The organism is Micromonospora sp. NPDC049049 (assembly GCF_040649115.1).
Taxonomy (GTDB): domain Bacteria; phylum Actinomycetota; class Actinomycetes; order Mycobacteriales; family Micromonosporaceae; genus Micromonospora.
In genome coordinates this window covers 30,422-46,779 of record NZ_JBEZEX010000018.1, presented here as the reverse complement: position 1 = coordinate 46,779, position 16,358 = coordinate 30,422, and the positions used below count along the sequence as shown (strand labels likewise).

15 protein-coding genes are annotated in these 16,358 nt (G+C 70.8%); 7 read left to right on the top strand and 8 right to left on the bottom strand.

What is annotated here, in order from left to right; genetic code table 11:
- The first annotated feature begins 45 nt into the window (after positions 1–45).
- Entirely contained in the window at positions 46–618 is a 573-nt protein-coding gene (locus tag AB0B68_RS19470; RefSeq protein WP_357196816.1) for a peptidoglycan-binding domain-containing protein, read from the top strand.
- Positions 619–780: 162 nt separating this feature from the next.
- Here AB0B68_RS19470 and AB0B68_RS19465 read toward each other — a convergent pair whose 3' ends face one another.
- The 3 genes from AB0B68_RS19465 to AB0B68_RS19455 all read right to left on the bottom strand — a co-directional run bounded on the left by AB0B68_RS19465 (position 781) and on the right by AB0B68_RS19455 (position 6,306).
- Positions 781–1,299: a TrmH family RNA methyltransferase gene (locus AB0B68_RS19465; RefSeq protein ID WP_357196819.1), complete on the bottom strand. Its 519-nt coding sequence runs from the start codon at positions 1,297–1,299 to the stop codon at positions 781–783.
- Between the two features lie 349 nt (positions 1,300–1,648).
- Entirely contained in the window at positions 1,649–4,132 is a 2,484-nt protein-coding gene (locus AB0B68_RS19460) for a DNA topoisomerase IV subunit A (protein ID WP_357196822.1), read from the bottom strand.
- A 44-nt stretch (positions 4,133–4,176) separates the two neighbouring features.
- Positions 4,177–6,306: a DNA topoisomerase IV subunit B gene (locus tag AB0B68_RS19455; RefSeq protein WP_357261637.1), complete on the bottom strand. Its 2,130-nt coding sequence runs from the start codon at positions 6,304–6,306 to the stop codon at positions 4,177–4,179.
- A 281-nt stretch (positions 6,307–6,587) separates the two neighbouring features.
- On the opposite strand from AB0B68_RS19455, the gene AB0B68_RS19450 reads away from it, so the two are divergent.
- Positions 6,588–7,844 carry a hypothetical protein gene (locus AB0B68_RS19450; protein ID WP_357196825.1) on the top strand — a complete coding sequence of 419 codons (1,257 nt, stop codon included), beginning with the start codon at positions 6,588–6,590 and terminating at the stop codon, positions 7,842–7,844.
- A gap of 143 nt (positions 7,845–7,987) precedes the next feature.
- Positions 7,988–8,851: an alpha/beta fold hydrolase gene (locus AB0B68_RS19445; RefSeq protein WP_357261510.1), complete on the top strand. Its 864-nt coding sequence runs from the start codon at positions 7,988–7,990 to the stop codon at positions 8,849–8,851.
- Between the two features lie 19 nt (positions 8,852–8,870).
- On the opposite strand, the gene AB0B68_RS19440 is transcribed toward AB0B68_RS19445, so the two are convergent.
- Positions 8,871–9,041 (bottom strand): hypothetical protein, encoded by a 171-nt coding sequence (locus AB0B68_RS19440; RefSeq protein WP_355006797.1) that lies wholly within the window; start codon positions 9,039–9,041, stop codon positions 8,871–8,873.
- Positions 9,042–9,238: 197 nt separating this feature from the next.
- Between AB0B68_RS19440 and AB0B68_RS19435 the strand changes: the two genes are divergently transcribed.
- Complete coding sequence (locus AB0B68_RS19435) at positions 9,239–9,868, top strand: hypothetical protein (protein ID WP_357196833.1); 630 nt, start codon at positions 9,239–9,241, stop codon at positions 9,866–9,868.
- A 198-nt stretch (positions 9,869–10,066) separates the two neighbouring features.
- Positions 10,067–10,438 carry a hypothetical protein gene (locus AB0B68_RS19430; protein WP_357196836.1) on the top strand — a complete coding sequence of 124 codons (372 nt, stop codon included), beginning with the start codon at positions 10,067–10,069 and terminating at the stop codon, positions 10,436–10,438.
- Between the two features lie 36 nt (positions 10,439–10,474).
- On the opposite strand, the gene AB0B68_RS19425 is transcribed toward AB0B68_RS19430, so the two are convergent.
- Positions 10,475–11,380, bottom strand: coding sequence for a DUF72 domain-containing protein (locus tag AB0B68_RS19425; protein ID WP_357196839.1), 906 nt, complete (start codon positions 11,378–11,380; stop codon positions 10,475–10,477).
- A 134-nt stretch (positions 11,381–11,514) separates the two neighbouring features.
- Between AB0B68_RS19425 and AB0B68_RS19420 the strand changes: the two genes are divergently transcribed.
- On the top strand, positions 11,515–12,018 hold the full coding sequence (locus AB0B68_RS19420) for a DinB family protein (RefSeq protein WP_357196842.1): 504 nt from the start codon (positions 11,515–11,517) through the stop codon (positions 12,016–12,018).
- A 45-nt stretch (positions 12,019–12,063) separates the two neighbouring features.
- On the opposite strand, the gene AB0B68_RS19415 is transcribed toward AB0B68_RS19420, so the two are convergent.
- Both AB0B68_RS19415 and AB0B68_RS19410 read right to left on the bottom strand, forming a co-directional pair.
- Positions 12,064–14,127 carry a glycogen debranching N-terminal domain-containing protein gene (locus AB0B68_RS19415; protein WP_357261507.1) on the bottom strand — a complete coding sequence of 688 codons (2,064 nt, stop codon included), beginning with the start codon at positions 14,125–14,127 and terminating at the stop codon, positions 12,064–12,066.
- Positions 14,124–14,573, bottom strand: a complete 450-nt coding sequence (locus tag AB0B68_RS19410; RefSeq protein ID WP_357261504.1) for an SCP2 sterol-binding domain-containing protein — start codon at positions 14,571–14,573, stop codon at positions 14,124–14,126. Before AB0B68_RS19410 ends, AB0B68_RS19415 begins: the two co-directional genes overlap by 4 nt.
- Positions 14,574–14,734: 161 nt before the next feature.
- Here AB0B68_RS19410 and AB0B68_RS19405 point away from each other — a divergent pair, with 161 nt between their 5' ends.
- On the top strand, positions 14,735–15,781 hold the full coding sequence (locus AB0B68_RS19405; protein ID WP_357261501.1) for an NAD(P)-dependent alcohol dehydrogenase: 1,047 nt from the start codon (positions 14,735–14,737) through the stop codon (positions 15,779–15,781).
- 9 nt (positions 15,782–15,790) lie between these two features.
- Here the strand turns inward: AB0B68_RS19405 and AB0B68_RS19400 are convergent, their stop codons facing one another.
- On the bottom strand, positions 15,791–16,300 hold the full coding sequence (locus AB0B68_RS19400) for a DUF664 domain-containing protein (RefSeq protein ID WP_357196854.1): 510 nt from the start codon (positions 16,298–16,300) through the stop codon (positions 15,791–15,793).
- Between the last annotated feature and the right edge of the window lie 58 nt (positions 16,301–16,358).

The following is a 16,358-nucleotide window of genomic DNA, read 5'->3' as shown; positions in this document are numbered from 1 at the left end:
CTGGCGCGTCGGTTGCCCCCCATGATCCCCGACCGAAGGAGATGCATGTCGTCGCACCGCTCCATCCGCCGCGTCCTCAAGAGAGCTGCGGTACCCGCCATCGGCGCAGCGTTGGCCATCGGCGTCAACGTCACCATCGCCACGCCGGCCGCAGCCAGCGGCTCCTACACGGGCAGGGCGTACGTCCATGGCACCGGCGCGGTGTCTGACGACTTCGATGACGAAGGCGTCACAAACGTCACCACGCACCGCAACTCGAACGTCGCCTGTCTGTGGCAGACGGTCCTCTGGGCGAATGGCTACCTGCCCTCGTCCGGGATCGACGGCGTCTTCGGCGACCAGACCGATGCCGCGACGAGGAACTTCCAGCGCGACAAGGGCCTCTCAGCGGATGGCTCCGCAGGCCGGAACAGCTGGACCAAGGCCGGCGACAAGCTGGTGCAGGACGACAGCCAGAACGGATGGGTGTACGTGGTGTACCGCGGGGCGACGGGTTCCCGGAGCCCGTACGGCTCGCACCAGTTCGTCCTGCAGCGTTCGCCCGACGGAAACTACCGGTTCTACCCGCCTCAGGGCGGCGGCCCCTACTGGGCCGCCTACAACTCCCGCACCTGCTGACCTCGCCCAGCACAGGCATCGCGAGTGGCCCGACCGCCACGAGCGACCAGCGACTCGCGAGGTAGGTCCGGACGCGGCCGGTCCGGTTGTCCGGACCTACCTCACGGTTCTTGGCATCGGGCAGCCCGGTCCGTCCCGGCCACATCTCGACTGGCGGCTGCCCTAGAGGAGGCCGGCTAGTTTGTAGAGGACCAGAGAGCCGGCGACCGCGACGTTCAGGCTGTGGCCGTGGCCGACCATGGGAATCTCCACCGCCGCGTCCAGCTGGTCGAGCGCCTCGGGTGGGATGCCCGTCGCCTCGTGGCCCAACAGCACCACGGTACGGCTCCGAGCGGCGGGCAGATCACCGAGCCGGACGGCCTCGTCGGCCAACTCCACCCCGAGGACCCGGGCACCGGCGGCCCGTTCGGCGGCCAGCCAGCGCAGCGGACTGCCGACCCGGTGAACGCAGCCCGGCTGGCGCAGCGTGTTGCCCCGGGCGACGGCCTCGTCCACCCAAGGGAACGGCGGCACGGCGAGGCAGGCGCCGACCGCGTCGCACGTACGCAACAGGGTGCCCAGGTTCGCGCCGTGCAGCGGCCAGAGCGGCGCGGCGATCAGGTGACCCCAACAGCGGTGTGGCCGGGGACGGCGGGCGGCACGTAACTCACGCCTCGGCCGGACCCGGATGGCGGCGCTCACGCCGCGCCGGCGACTCCGCCGGACAAAGAAGAAATCATGTTGAGGGGTGCTTCGCGGTGCACCCGGACCCTCACCGACAACAGAGGGCACCACCATACCGCGCCAGCGGACGCCCCACTCCGCATGATCGTGCTGGATCCAGGATCGAGTGGCATCACCGCGTCGGTGAAACCACTACTTCCTGGATCGAGCACGATCTTCTGCGGCTCGACCGTCAAGATCCGCGCAGCTTCAGGGAAACTGCTGCCTGCGGCATCCCGGAAGCAGCAACTTCCCCCACGTTGTGCGGATCATGGGGCCGGACACGCCCAGGCGTGCCCCCGAGGGCGGCACGACAACGGGTGAGGGGTCAGTCGCGTTCGATCAGGTGGCCTACCACCGTTGGGCCGAGCATCACCGCGAAGCCGCTTCCGTCGCGGCGTGGGTCCGCAGCGGGCAACTCGACCGGCTCGCCGGTGCCGGTCGCGCCGACCGGTCGCGGGCCCACCCAGGCGACGGCCACGTCCGTCTCACCCTTGAGGAAGCGGTGCGCGCGCACGCCGCCGGTCGCCCGGCCCTTTGCCGGGTACGCCTTGAACGGCGTCACCTTGACCGTCGCGCCGGTGGAGGTGACCACCATCGGCTCGCCGTGCCCCGGGTCGTCGGTGCGCACCGCGCCGAAGAACGCGACCCGCGCCCCGACCGGCAGATTGATGCCGGCCATACCGCCGCCCTTGAGGCCCTGCGGCCGCACCAGCCCGGCGGGGAAGCGCAACAGCGACGCCTCCGAGGTGACGAAGGTCAGCGTTTCGGTGCCGTCGGTCAGCCAGGTCGCCCCGACCACCTCGTCACCGTCGCGCAGACCGATCACCTCGAACTCGTCCGAGCGCACCGGCCACTCCGGCGAGCAGATCTTCACCGCGCCCTGCCGGGTGCCCAACGCCAGCCCCGGTGAGCCCTCCGCCTGCCCGCCGAGCGGGGCCAGGCCGACGACGGTCTCCCCCGCCGCCAACGGCACCAGCTCGGCCGCGGACATACCGCCACGCAGTGACACGGTGCCCGCCTGCTCGGGCAGCACCGGCAGCGGCAGGACGTCGACCTTGAACGCCCGACCGGCGCTGGTCAACAGCAGCACCCGACCACGGGCGGTGGAGTGCACTGTGGCGCGTACCGTGTCGTGCTTGACCCGGCCGTTGCGTCGGCGCCCTTCGGAGCTCTCCTCCGACTCGGCCGCGGTCCGGGCGACCAGCCCGGTCGCGGAGAGGATCACCTGGCACGGGTCGTCGGCGACCTCCAGCGGGCCGGCCGGCGCGGACGCGGCCAACACCTCCTTGAGGTCACCGTCGACAAGCGTCGTGCGACGTTCGGTGCTGAACTGCTTGACCACGGCCGCCAGCTCGTCGGAGACGACCTTTCTGAGCACCCGCTCGTCGTCGAGGATCTTGCTCAGCTCGGCGATCTCGGAGCGCAGCCGCTCCTGCTCGGCCTCCAGCTCGATCCGGTCGAACTTGGTCAGCCGGCGCAACGGAGTGTCCAGGATGTACGTGGCCTGGATGTCGGAGAGGCCGAACCGGCTCATCAGCCCGTCCTTCGCAGCCTGCGCGTCGTCGCTGCCCCGGATCAGCCGGACCACCTCGTCGATGTCCAGCAGCGCGATCAGCAGGCCGTCGACCAGGTGCAGCCGTTCCTGACGCTTACGCCGACGGTACGAGGTGCGCCGGGTGACCACCTCGTACCGGTGGGCCAGGAAGACCTCCAGCAGCGCCTTGAGGCCCAGCGTGCGCGGCTGCCCGTCGACCAGGACCAGGTTGTTGACGCCGAACGACTGCTCCAGCGGGGTCAACCGGTAGAGGTCGGCGAGCAGCGCCTGTGGGTTGACTCCGACCTTGCACTCCACGACGAGCCGGGTGCCGCTCTCCCGGTCGGTGAGGTCCTTGACGTCCGCGATGCCGGTCAGCCGCTTGGTCTTGGTGACCTCGTTCGTGATCGCGGCGATGACCTTCTCCGCGCCGACGCCGTAGGGCAGCTCGACAACGGTGATCGCCTGACGGCCCCGGCTGCCCTCGATCGGGCCGATCTCCACCTTGCCGCGCATCCGCACCACGCCGCGGCCGGTCTCGTACGCCCGGCGCACCTCGTCCAGGCCGAGCAGCACCCCACCGGTGGGCAGGTCGGGGCCGGGGACGAACTCCATGAGTTTGTCCAGAGTGGCGTCCGGGTGGTTGATCAGCCAGCGGGCCGCGGAGACGACCTCTGCCAGGTTGTGCGGGATCATGTTGGTGGCCATCCCGACCGCGATCCCGGACGCGCCGTTGACCAGCAGGTTGGGGAAGGCCGCCGGCAGCACTGTCGGCTGGGTCAGCGACCCGTCGTAGTTGGGTTCGACATCGACGGTGTCCTCGCCCAGCTCACCGACGAGCAGCATGGCCTCGCGGGACATTCGGGCTTCGGTGTAACGGCTGGCAGCCGGGCCGTCGTCTGGAGATCCAAAATTTCCATGCCCGTCGATGAGGGGCACGTTGAGCGAGAAGTCCTGCGCGAGGCGGACCATAGCGTCGTAAATCGCCGTATCACCGTGTGGATGATACTTTCCCATTGTATCGCCGACAATTCGGGCAGATTTCACGTGCCCGCGATCCGGACGGTAGCCCTGCTCGTACATCGACCAGAGGATGCGCCGGTGCACGGGCTTGAGGCCGTCGCGGGCGTCGGGCAGGGCGCGGGAGTGGATGACCGAGAACGCGTACTCCAGGTAGGAGTCGGAGACCTCGGTGACCAGCGGGTTGTCGAACACCCGCGCGCCGGCCTGGTCGAACGAGGAGAGATCGACCTTGTTTTCCTTACGGCGTGCCATGACTCAGCTCTCCACTGGAACTGGAACTGGAACGGAACGGGCGCTCATGCGTCGATCGCATCCCGGTCGACGCGGTCGGCGGAGTCGATGAGCCAGTTGCGGCGCGGCTCGACCTTCTCGCCCATCAGCAGTTCGAGGATGCGTTCGGCGGCGTCGACGTCGTCGAGGGTGATCCGGCGGACGGCCCGGGTGGCCGGGTTCATCGTGGTGTCCCACAACTCGTCGGCGTCCATCTCACCGAGACCCTTGAACCGTGGGATGGGCGTGACGATCTGCTTGCCGGCCTTCTCCAGCTTGCGGACCGTCGTCTCCATCTCGGCCTGGGTGTAGGTGTAGACGGTCTGCGGACTGCGCCCCTTGGTGGTGATCTTGTGCAGGGGTGGCATCGCCGCGTAGAGCCGACCGGCCTCGATCAGCGGTCGCATGTACCGGGCGAACAGAGTGATCAGCAGCGTACGGATGTGGGCGCCGTCCACGTCGGCGTCGGCCATGATCAGCACACGACCGTAGCGCAGCGCGGAGAGGTCGAAGGTGCGCCCCGAGCCGGCGCCGAGGACCTGCACGATGGCCGCGCACTCGGCATTGTCCAGAACCTGCTGGAGGTTGGCCTTCTGCACGTTGAGGATCTTGCCGCGGATCGGCAGCAGCGCCTGGTATTCCGAGGAACGGGCCATCCGGCTCGTGCCCAGGGCGCTGTCACCCTCGACGATGAACAGCTCGCTGCGATCGATGCCGGTGGCCCGGCAGTCGACGAGCTTCGGCGGCATGGACGCGCCCTCCAGGGCGGTCTTGCGCCGAGCGGCGTCCTTCTGTTGCTTCTGGGTGAGCCGCACCCGGGCGGCGTCGACGATCTTCTGTAGGACGGTGCGCGCCTCGGCCTTGGTGCGCCGGTCCTCCAGCCATGCCTTGATGTGCGCGTCGACCAGGGACTGGAGAACCTTGGTGATGCCGGTGGTGGAGAGCTCGTCCTTGGTCTGCGAGGTGAACTGCGGCTCGGGGATCCGCACGTGCACCACCGCCGTCATCCCCTCCAGGACGTCGTCCAGGGTGGGGGGCTCCTCCTTGGCCTTGAGCAGACCGCGGGTGTTGCGGATCGCGTCGGCGAGCGCGCGGACGAGGGCCCGCTCGAAACCCTTGCGGTGGGTGCCGCCGTGCGCGTTACGGATGGTGTTGGTGAAGCACTCGACGGTGCGCTCGTAACCGGTGCCCCACCGGAACGCCACCTCGACCTCGGCGCGCCGCTGCACGTTGGACTGCATGACGCCGTTGGCGTCGGCGGCGTTCTCCCGGTAGGTGCCCTCGCCGTTGACCAGCAGTGTGCCGGAGACCGGCCGGTCGCCGGCCGGGGCGAGGAACTCCACCATGTCGCTGAGCCCGTTGGGGTAGTGGAACCGCTCCTCCGCGGGCGCCTCACCGGTCAGGTCGCGAAGCAGGTAGGTCACGCCGGGGACCAGGAAGGCGGTGTTGCGCAGCTTCATCCGGACGGCGTCGACGTCGAGCGCGGCGCCGGTCTCGAAGTAGCGGGCGTCGTGCCACCAGCGGATCGAGGTGCCGGTGCGCTGGCCGCGCTTCATGGCCCCGGTCACCTGGAGCCCGGGGCCGGCGGTGAAGGGGGCCTCCGGCCCGTCGCCGTCGAAGATGCCCGGGACGCCGTGTCGGAACGACATCGCGTGGATCTTGCCGGCCCGGCGGACGGTCACGTCGAAGCGACGGGACAGCGCGTTGACGGCCGACGCGCCGACGCCGTGCAGGCCCCCGGAGGTCTTGTAGCCGGAGCCGCCGAACTTGCCGCCGGCGTGCAACCGGGTCAGCACCAGCTCGACGCCGGAGATGCCGGACTTGGCGTGCACGTCGGTGGGGATGCCCCGGCCGTCGTCGTCGACCTGCACCGAGCCGTCGGCGTGCAGGATCACCTCGACGTGGCTGGCGTGACCGGCGACACCCTCGTCGGTGGAGTTGTCGAGGATCTCGTTGACGAGGTGACCCACGCCACGGCTGTCGGTGGAACCGATGTACATGCCGGGCCGCTTGCGGACAGCGTCCAGCCCCTCAAGGTGGGTGAGGTCATCGGCCCCGTACAGGGTGTCTGGCTCTGCGGTCAACTGGTCGTACTCCCCGGTCTCGGCGGTGTGCTGCCGGTCACCGGCGACATCAGCCGGCGTGGCGCGCCGCAGCGAGCCTAGCCCGAGGCTAGGACAACTACCGGAGGACCTACGCGACCCGCCGCGCGTGGCCGTCCGGACGTGAGCCAACGAACAGCGTTCGGGTGATCATGAAACCACGCAGAGACACCGCCTACCGGCACGCGGGGCCAACTCAACGCGGTAGCGGGTCATGCCTACGCGCCCGTGTCTTTCATCGAACGAATCTGTTACGGGCCATTGACGCCTGTCGCGCCGGGGTGATCTGATCGCGCTCTCAGAGAATCTTTCATCTTTCGATGGTTGGGGGCCCCATGCCCAGGTTCCGGCGTACCGCGCTCGCCGCGGGACTAACGATCGCCATGGCCGCGTTGTCGACCGCCGTCGCGCTGCCCGCACCCGCGGCTGCCGCGCTGCCCACCGCCGCGGTGGCACTCGGGGACAGCTTCATCAGTGGCGAGGGCGCCGGGGCGTACACCCCGGTCGTCGACGTCAACGGAGTCAGCCAGGGCTTCCCCGGCTGGACGGCGGCGAACAACAACGCGTTCTTCTGCCACCGTTCGGCGAACGCCTCGCTCAACCAGGCCAACCTGCCGGGCATCCAGAACCGGTTCAACCTGGCCTGCTCCGGTGGCCAGCCACACGACATCGCCAACGCCTCCCAGGCCCGGACCAACGGTCGTACCGTGGCCTCGCAGCTGAGCCAGTTGCGCGCCGTCGCGCAGACCCAGGACATCGACCTGGTGCTGATCGGCCTCGGCTCCAACAACAGCTCGTTCACCTTCGGCAGCGTCGCTGAGAAGTGCGCCAACCGGTTCATCGCCGACGCCTGGACCGGCTGGTGGGAGTTCTGGGCGTACCTGAACGGGCCGGTGGAGCAGAAGCCGTGCAGCGACGCCGACCTGGCCACCGCCGCGCAGCTCAGCGCCGCGACCGCAGAGACCACCGCAGCCGTACGCCAGATCCTGACCACCCTCGACCAGGTGGACGCGGACGGGCAGCACCGGGTGGTGTTCCAGGACTACACGAACCCACTGCCGCTGGACCTGAACCAGCAGTTCCACGAGGAGGACAGCCGGGACGACACCCGGGACAAGTTCCGTGACCTGGGTGCCGAGCGGTACGCGGCCGGTTGCCCGATCCACCGGGCCAGCCTGGCGCCGGGGCACCGCTTCTCCCAGGGTCTGGGCGGCATCGTGAAGTCCACCCGGGACACTCTGGCCGCCGAGTTCCCCGCCGACGACCTGGTGTACCTCAACGTGCAGCAGGCCTTCAACGGTGCCCGGCTCTGCGAGCAGACCAGCAGCCCGAGTGGCGCGTTGGCCACCCCGATCCGGCTCCAGGACGGCGCGACCGGCACCTTCGTCACCAGCCTCGCCGGCAAGGACAAGATCGCCATCCAGCGCATCGCCAACACCTGCGTCAGCTACTTCCAGACCTGCCAGGAGTCGTGGCACCCGAACGCCACCGGGCACCAGGTGCTCGGCCAGTGCCTGAGCGGCGCGGCGTCCACCAGCGCCCGAGCGGTGGCCTGCGTCCGGGCCAGCAACGGGGCGATCTCGCTCTCCTGACCACAGCGCCCTTCGGAGGGCTCCGCCGATCGGCGGGGCCCTCCGTCGCGTCCAGCGAGCGCGCGGCACGTCTGCCCGTCGCTGTCGTGGGGCCGCACGGCCGGCTACTACCCGCCGGTAACGTCAGGCCGTAGGCTGGGTCGGTGAACGGGGACCCGGAATACGCGCAGGAGTTCGTCGACGTCGACGGTGGCCGGCTGGGTGTGCAGGTCTATCCCGAGCCGCCCGGGGTGACCGGCGCGCCGGTGGTGGTGATCTGGCCGGCGATGGGGGTCCGGGCCCGGTACTACCGGCCCTTCGCCGCCGAGCTGCGCGCCGCCGGGCTCGCCGTGGTCGTGGCCGACCTGCGCGGCACCGGGGCGAGCACGCCCACGCCGAGTCGGGCGGACCGGCACGGTTACGCCGAGCTGGCCAACGACGTCGGCGCCGTCCTGGCCGCTCTCAAGCCGCGACTGGACGGGCGCACCCGACTGCTCCTCGGGCACTCAATCGGCGGGCAGGCCAGCCTGCTGCATCTCGCCCTGCACGGGACCAACGAGGTGGACGGCCTGGCGCTCATCGCCGTCGGCATCCCGTACTGGCGGACCTACCCGGGCCGGCGCGGCCTCGGCGTGCTGCCTCTCACCCAGGGGATCGCCGCGACGGCGGCGCTGCTCGGGGTCTGGCCCGGCTGGGGCTTCGGCGGCCGGCAGGCGCGCGGCGTGGTCCGTGACTGGGCGTACACGGCGCGGACCGGCCGTTTCCCCCGGCTCGACGGTACGGACAGCGAGGCGGCGGTCCGCGCGGTGCGGACCCCGGTGCTGGCGGTCAGTGTGGACGACGACCAGTTCACCCCGCACGAGACAATGGACCACCTCTGCGCGAAGCTCGTCGACGCGCCGGTGACCCGGGAGCGTTACACAGTGGCGCAGGCCGGGGCGACACTGGACCACTTCACCTGGGTCCGCGCGAGCGCCCCGCTGGCGCGGCGGATCGCCGGTTTCGTCGGCGACCTGCCGCCCCGCTGAGCCGTACCGGCCGGTCGGCTCACTCGTCCTGGTCCAGCGGCACGAGTTTCCCGTCCCGTTCCACCTGGATCTCGGCATGCTCCTTGCGGGGTGGGACCTCTGCGGTGTTCCGGTGTGGGTCGTTGTCGGGGTGCATGAGCACCGCGTCTGTTTTGGGGGTCTTCTCCCGGCTCTCGTCCGGCTGCGACATCGCGTTCCCCTCTCGTCGGCGTCGCTCGGGATCTACCCGCCGCCGGGCGAACGACTCCTGCCCTGGGCAGGTAGAACCGCCGACACCGCTGATGTCCGGTAGCGGCCCGCCACGGCGGTGATCGGCCCGCCCGGGGCGGGGTTAGCCGCTCGACCGGCGGGTAAGCCGCACCGCCCGACACGGCGGAAGGGGATCACATGTCCGAACGGCATACCGCACTGCGCTCGATGCACGATCTGGGCCTGGCGGCCTGGTTTGGCGGCTCCCTCATGGGTGCCTTCGGTGTCAACGGCGCAGCGGCGAAAATCAGCGACTCGACCCAGCGGCTCCCGGTCGCCTCGGCCGGATGGTCCAAGTGGACACCAGTCAACGCGGCCGCGATCGGCGCCCACCTGGCCGGCGCCGTCGGCGAGCTGGTGACCGAGAGCCCACGGGTGGCGGCCCAGGCCGGCGTGGGCCGGGCCAGCGCCATCAAGACCGCGTTGACCATCGGCGCGCTGGCGGTCACCGGTTACAGCCGGTTGGTCGGCATGCGGCTGGAAAAGGCGGGCGGTCCGTCGGTGAGCGGCGCCACCGAGCCGAACCACCAGACACCGGCCAGTGTGGCCTCGTCGCAGCGGCAGATGAAGCTGCTCCAGTGGGCCATTCCGGCGCTGACCGGGACCCTGGTCGTGGTCACCGCGTACATGGGTGAGCAGCAGAAGCCCGGCCAGGTGTTCCGCGGGATGCTCGGTCGCGCCGGTGGGATGAAGGGCGCCTCGAAGGGCATGATCAAGATGGCGGGAATGAGCAACGGCAAGCGGCCGATGGCGATGGCCGGACGCTGAACGGCAGGCCGGTCGGCGTCCCGCCGCCACCTCGACGGCGGGGCGCTGACCGGCCTGCTCGCGCACCGGAGCGATGACCGGTCCCGCGCGGGCGGCGGGCGTGCCGGCGAGATGTCGTACGCCGCGCTCGGGCGGGCGGTCCCGGCCCGAGGACGGCACATCGTCCGCCGTAGCGGCGGACCGACGAGCGGGGTGGCCATGACGGCGCACGAGGGACGCAGCGGGAACAACGACCGGCTCGAGCCGGAGGCGACCAAGCCGTGGGGCACCGGCGACGACTTCGACGCCGACGCGCCCTGGGGCACCGGCGACGACTCACCGATGGACGAGGGCAGCGAGGAGACCGCGGTGCCCGCGGGACGGCGCGGAGAGCGACGCGCGGGTGCCCCGGTGGGCCGGTCGGACCCGGCGGGACGACACGGCTTCGGCTCGGTCGAGCCGACCCGTACGACGATGGCCGGACCCGGTGCCCCACCCGATCCCGCCCCCAGCGGCAGGAGCTTCCCCGACGACGCGGACATCGGCGAGTCGACCCAGGACGCCCTGCGCAGCCGGGGACGCCGGTCCTGAGCGGACCGGCGTCGGGCCAGGTGACCGGTGCGGAGATCAGCCGGTCGCCGGAACGGCCTGTTCGACGAGCATCGTCTCGGCGAGCAGTTGCGCCAGTCGGGTGGCGTCGCGCTGGGCCTGCCCGGCGCAGCAGTTGTTGAACAGCACGTGCAGCTCGTCGGAGAGGTCGGCGAACTCGGCCAGCAGCCCGGCCCAGTGTCGGAGCTCGTCCTCGGCGTAGGCGTACCGGAACTTGTCCTGCTTGTCGCCTTCACGCCAGGCGTCGCTGTGACCGTGGAACCGGACGATCGCCGGCTCCGCCGTCATGGTCAGGATCGGCGGCACCGACGACGGGTGCCCCTGTGGCATGTCGACGCAGACCAGGGACAGGTCGTGGGCGCGTAGCAGGTCCAGAGTGTCCGCGGCCGCGTCGTCGTCCAACCAGGAGCCGTGCCGCAGCTCCACACCGACCCGCCACGGGCGGCAGCGCTGCGCCAGCTCGACGATCCGGCGTTCGGCAGCGGGGCTACGCACCAGCCACGGCGGGAACTGCAACATCACCACACCGAGCTTGCCGGCCGCCGCGATCGGGTCGAGGGCCGCGCGGAACCGGGCCCACAGCTCGTCGTACGCCGGCTCCGGCAGGTCCCGGCGGCGGATCCGGCTCGGGCCGCCGGCCGGTCGCAGGTCCCGTGGCAGCACGGCGACCGGTGTCGGGTGACCGGTGAAGAGGCTGAACGCCTTGACGTCGAAGGTGAAGTCGTCCGGTGTGGCGTCCACCCAGCCCTGGGTCGTCTCCGGCACCGGGATGGCGTAGTAGGACGTGTCCACCTCGACCATCGGGAACTGGCTGGCGTAGAAGCCCAGTCGACGGGCCGGCGTGCTGGCCGAGCGTGGGTACCACCCGGAACGCAGCAGGGACTGGTCCGCCCAGGACGACGTGCCCACCTTAATCACACCCATGTCATTCAGTGGACCGCCATCGGCGCGGATCGGCAACCGCTGGCGGGTCTTCGGTCGAGGAGGTGTCGTGCCCGGGAAGTGTCGGTGCCTCGCCCTACGGTGGCACCGGGTGGACATCAACGAAGGGTGGCGGCATGACCAGCACTGAGCGGCTCACCGGCGAGCGCGCCGATCTCCTGCAGACACTCCGCAGGCACCGCGGTTTCCTCCTGCAGACGGTCGACGGGCTCACCGACGAGCAGGCGGCCAGCCACCCCACCGTCAGCGGGCTCTGCCTCGGCGGCCTCATCAAGCACGTGTCCGGCGTCGAGCACCGGTGGATGCTCTTCGCCGCCGGTGGTGCGGAGGCGATGAACCGCGAGGAGATCGACTGGGTCGGTCAGTTCCAGATGTTGCCGGGCGAGACCCTCGCCGGGCTGGTCGAGCGCTTCCAGGAGGTGGCCGCCCGGACCGACGAGTTGACCGCCACCCTCGACCTGGACGCGGCGCACCCGCTGCCGCAGGCGCCCTGGTTCGAGCCGGGAGCGAGTTGGACGGTCCGGCGGGTGCTGCTGCACCTGATCGCCGAGACGGCCCAGCACGCCGGGCACGCCGACATCCTGCGGGAGTCGATCGACGGCGCCAAGACGATGGGCTGACCCGACCACCGCGCGGGCGGGTCGCGCGGTGGTCGCCGACAAGCCTCAGCGGAGTCGGGTGCGTGCCCGAACCTCGGTGGTGCGGTCCCTGGCGTAGGCGTCGGAGTGGCCCCAGCGGCCCGGGATGTCCAGCAGCTCCAGCCGACCGAACCCCTCGGGCACGGCCGGGTTCACCAGCAGGTTGTCGCCGGTGGGTCGCAACCCCAGGGTGGTGCTCAACAGCATCAGCAGTGCCCCGGACGACCACGACTGCGGGCGCGCGGCCCCTGGCAACTGCACCGGATACTTCGTCAGGCTGCGCTCGTGCCCGGCGATCGCCTCCGGCACCGCGCCGCCGAGAGTCTGCGCCAGGTCGAAGATGCCGCCCGCGATCGTGGCCGCGTGCGTGTCGCAGCCGTAACGGCGCAGACCAGCGGCGATCAGAGCGTTGTCGCCCGGCCACACCGCCCCCAGGTGGGCGCCCACCGGGTTGTACGGGCGCTGCCCGGTGGCGAAGGTGCGCACCCCCCAACCACTGAACAAGCGCGGTCCGACCAGGTGCTCGGCGACCGTCTCCGCGCGGTCGTCCGGGACTATCCCGCTCCAGAGCAGATGCCCCATGTTGGAGGCCAACGCGTCGACCGGCTCACCGTACGGGTCGAGTGCCAACGCGTAGTAGTCCCGGTGGGGCAGCCACCAATCCCGGTTGAAGCGGTCCTTCAGCGCCGCGGCTTCCCGCTCCAGCCGGTCGGCGTACGCGGGGTCGTCCCAGAACTCCCGGGCCAGCCGGGCGCCCCGCCTCTTCGCGTCGTACGCGTAGCCCTGCAACTCGCAGGTGGCGCGGGGGAATGCGGGTTGCCTGTCGTCGGCGCTGGTGATTGCGTCCGGGGAGTCCTTCCAGCACTGGTTGACGGCGCCGTGGCGCTCGTTTCGACGCTGGTAGCGCACATAGCCGTCTCCGGTCATGTCGCCGTACTCGTCGATCCAGTCCAGCGCCATCCGGGCCGGGTGGCGCAACTCGCGTACCAGGTCCCCGTCACCGGACCACCGCTCGTACTCGTCGAGCAGGACGACGAAGAGCGGGCTGGTGTCCGCCGATCCGTAGTACAGCGCGTTAGCCCGGTCGCCGAACGCGCCGGACTCGCCGTACCGGAGGTGGGCCAGGATCTTGCCTGGTTCCTCGTCCAGTTCGTCGTCGAGATGGCCGCCCTGCATGAAGGCCAGCATCCGCAGCGTCGCGGGGGTCAGTTGCGGGGTGAACGCCAGCGTCTCCAGGCACGTGATGATGCTGTGCCGTCCGCACAACCACATCGCCCACGGCAGACCGGCGATCGGCACACGGGCGTCGTACGACAGCGGCTGGTACCGCAGTGCCGCCAGGTCGGCCAGGCTGCCCCGGTACATCTCCTCCAGTCCGGCGCGTTCGGCCACCAGTTGCGGCGCCTGGTCCATCCAGTTCGCCAGGCTCTCGCGCATCCCGGTACGCACGGCCCGCTGGTGGGACTCCAGGGAGTCGCGGACGTCCTGCCCCTCCGCACCGCCCATGGTCATGGAGATGTGCAGGTCGGTCTCCCACTGCCCCTCCGGGGCGATCCGGACCCGGAACGTCATTCCTCCCTCGTCCACCTCGACCGGTTCGGTGCTCCGCACTGTGGTCTGGCGGACGAAGCGCTGCCGTTGGTACCGCAGCACGAGCTGCTGGTTCGTCGAGTCCGCAGCGACCTCGACGGCCCGCTGGCGGAGGTGCCCGATCTCGGCGATGTCGGTGAAGTCGCTGCCCATCTCCACTCGTATCGTGAAGTCGGCCGGCTCCGACGAGTGGTTGAGCACCGTGATGCTCTCGTGCAGACAGTCGTGGATCGAGCGGTGGCGGATGATCGACACGTCGGCGTCGACGTAGTGGCTGGCCGCGCCGGGGACCAGGACGAACCGCGTCTCGAAGTACGTCAGGTCGTCGCGGGAGAGCGCGTTGATCCGTTCGCCGTCGATCCTGAGCACCCAGTGGGACAGGAAACGGGTGTCGTACGCGAAGAGCCCGACGGGTGACCGCGGGTCGGCCTCGATGTCGCCCTGAGCGTCGGAGATCGCGAACACGTTACCGGCGATCACGTGGAGCAGTTCCTGCCTCACGACCGTCCCTCCCAAGCGTGCACCGGGCGACGGTCTGAGGCCTGGGCACCCGCCGCGCTCCGGTCCGAGGGCCGAGCGGCAAGGGCAGCGCGGCCGAGCTCCCGGGGATGCCGGGCGCCGCTCGGCCCCGCGAAGATCCGCCGCAGCAGCATCAGCAGTCGCATGTCGCCGTGAAGGGCGAGGTCGTTGCGCAGCAGAGCCGCGCCGGGGTGCAGCTGCCCGTTGACCATCCGGTCGAACACCCGACGGTCCGCGCTGACGACCAGGTCGGCGTCGTCGGCCGACCGTGCCACCTGAACCTGCTGGTCGGCGACTGTGAGGTACCAGTGATCGGTGCTGCCGTCGTCGCGCACGTCCAGCCGCAGCGTTCCCGCTGTGGTCTCCGGCAGGTCGGGCCGCCGACCGGTGTCCAGCTGTCGCAGGTACTGCTCCGCCGTCGCGCCCATCGGCTCCCCTCCCCACGGTTCCCCGCAGGATCACCCGCGTCGGGGTGAGCCCGGTTCACCCGAAACAGGTGAGGTGCCAGATCTGCTGCGGCGTCGGCCCGTTTGCTCCGGGACGAGGTGGGCAGCCCAGTGGTTCAGCCGAGCGGACGGGAGCACCGGTTATGCGCGCGCTGCGATTGCGGGAGTGGAAGTCGGAACCGGAGTTGGTCGAGGTTCCCGATCCGACGCCGGGGCCGGGTCAGGTGGTGGTCCGGATCGGCGGTGCCGGCGCCTGCCATTCCGACCTGCACCTGATGGACGAGTTCGAGCCCGGCACGATGCCCTGGAACCCACCTTTCACTCTCGGGCACGAGAACGCCGGCTGGGTGCACGCCCTCGGTGCCGGGGTGACCGGGCTGTCGGTCGGCCAACCGGTCGCCGTCTTCGGCGCGTGGGGCTGCGGCACCTGCGCCCGATGCCGGGTCGGGATCGACCCGTACTGCGAGAACCAGTCCGCTGCGCCCGTACCGAGCGGGGGCGGCGGCCTTGGACTGGACGGCGGCATGGCCGAGTTCGAGCTGGTCCCGGACGCGCGGCACGTCGTGCCTCTTCCGGAGGGTCTGGACCCGGCACAGGCCGCACCGCTCACCGACGCAGGGCTCACCCCGTACCACGCCGTCCGGCGCTCCTGGCCGAAGCTGCCACCGGGCAGCACGGCCGTGGTGATCGGGGTCGGCGGGCTGGGGCATGTGGGTGTGCAGATCCTCAAAGCCACCACAGCCGCCCGAGTGATCGCCGTGGACACCCGGGCCGAGGCGCTGCGGCTGGCCGAGGAGTGCGGCGCCGAGCGCACCGTGACCTCCGGCCCGACCGCCGCCGAGGAGATCCGGGACGCCACCGGCGGGCGGGGCGCCGACGTGGTGCTGGACTTCGTCGGCACGGACACCACCCTGGCGCTCGGCGTGGCGGCGGCCCGCACCGTGGGCGACCTGACCATCGTGGGGATCGGCGGCGGCACCGTGGGGGTGTCGTTCTTCTCCGTGCCCTACGAGGTGAGTATCGCGACCACGTACTGGGGCAGCCGCCCCGAGCTGGTGGAGGTGCTCGACCTGGGTGCCCGGGGCCTGGTCCGTCCGAAGACCACCACCTTCGCGCTGGACGACGCGCTGGACGCGTACCGCCAGTTGCGCGACGGGACCCTTGAGGGCCGGGCGGTGATCGTGCCGTGAGCCCGGTGGTCAGTCGGCCTGGATGAGGCCGCGCACGTAGGCGGCCTGGCCCACGTGTTGCAGGTCGTCGTCGACGATGCTGACCAACCGGACGCCGAGGGTGACCGGCGGGTCCCACGCCTCGTCGACCACGCGGTCCAGGTCCGCCGGGCCCAGGCCGGCCAGCAGGCTTCCGGTACGCGCCGCGACCGCCTCGTAGTAGTCGATCAGCGCCTGCGCGCTCTCCGGCCGCACGGCGGCGACCTGAGCGGGCGAGTGCCCGTAGCCGGTGTTGTCGGGGTCGGCGGCGAGCCCGAACCGACCCGCCCAGTCGCCGCTCACCCAGATCTGCTCGGCGTCGAGCAGGTCGGCGACGTGGTGGTCCTGCACCCGGGTGAGGTGCCAGACCAGCCAGCCGACCGAGTTGGCGCCCGGCCCGGGCTGGTGGCGCAGTTGCTCGGGGCTGAGGCCGTCGACCGCCGCGCGGACGAGGTCGGGCAGCCTGTCGTACGCCTCGGTCAGCAGGTCACTCACGTTCACGGGTACGCCTTCCAGGTCGGTTTCCGAACAGGTACCGCCAACCCATGGCGCGCAAACC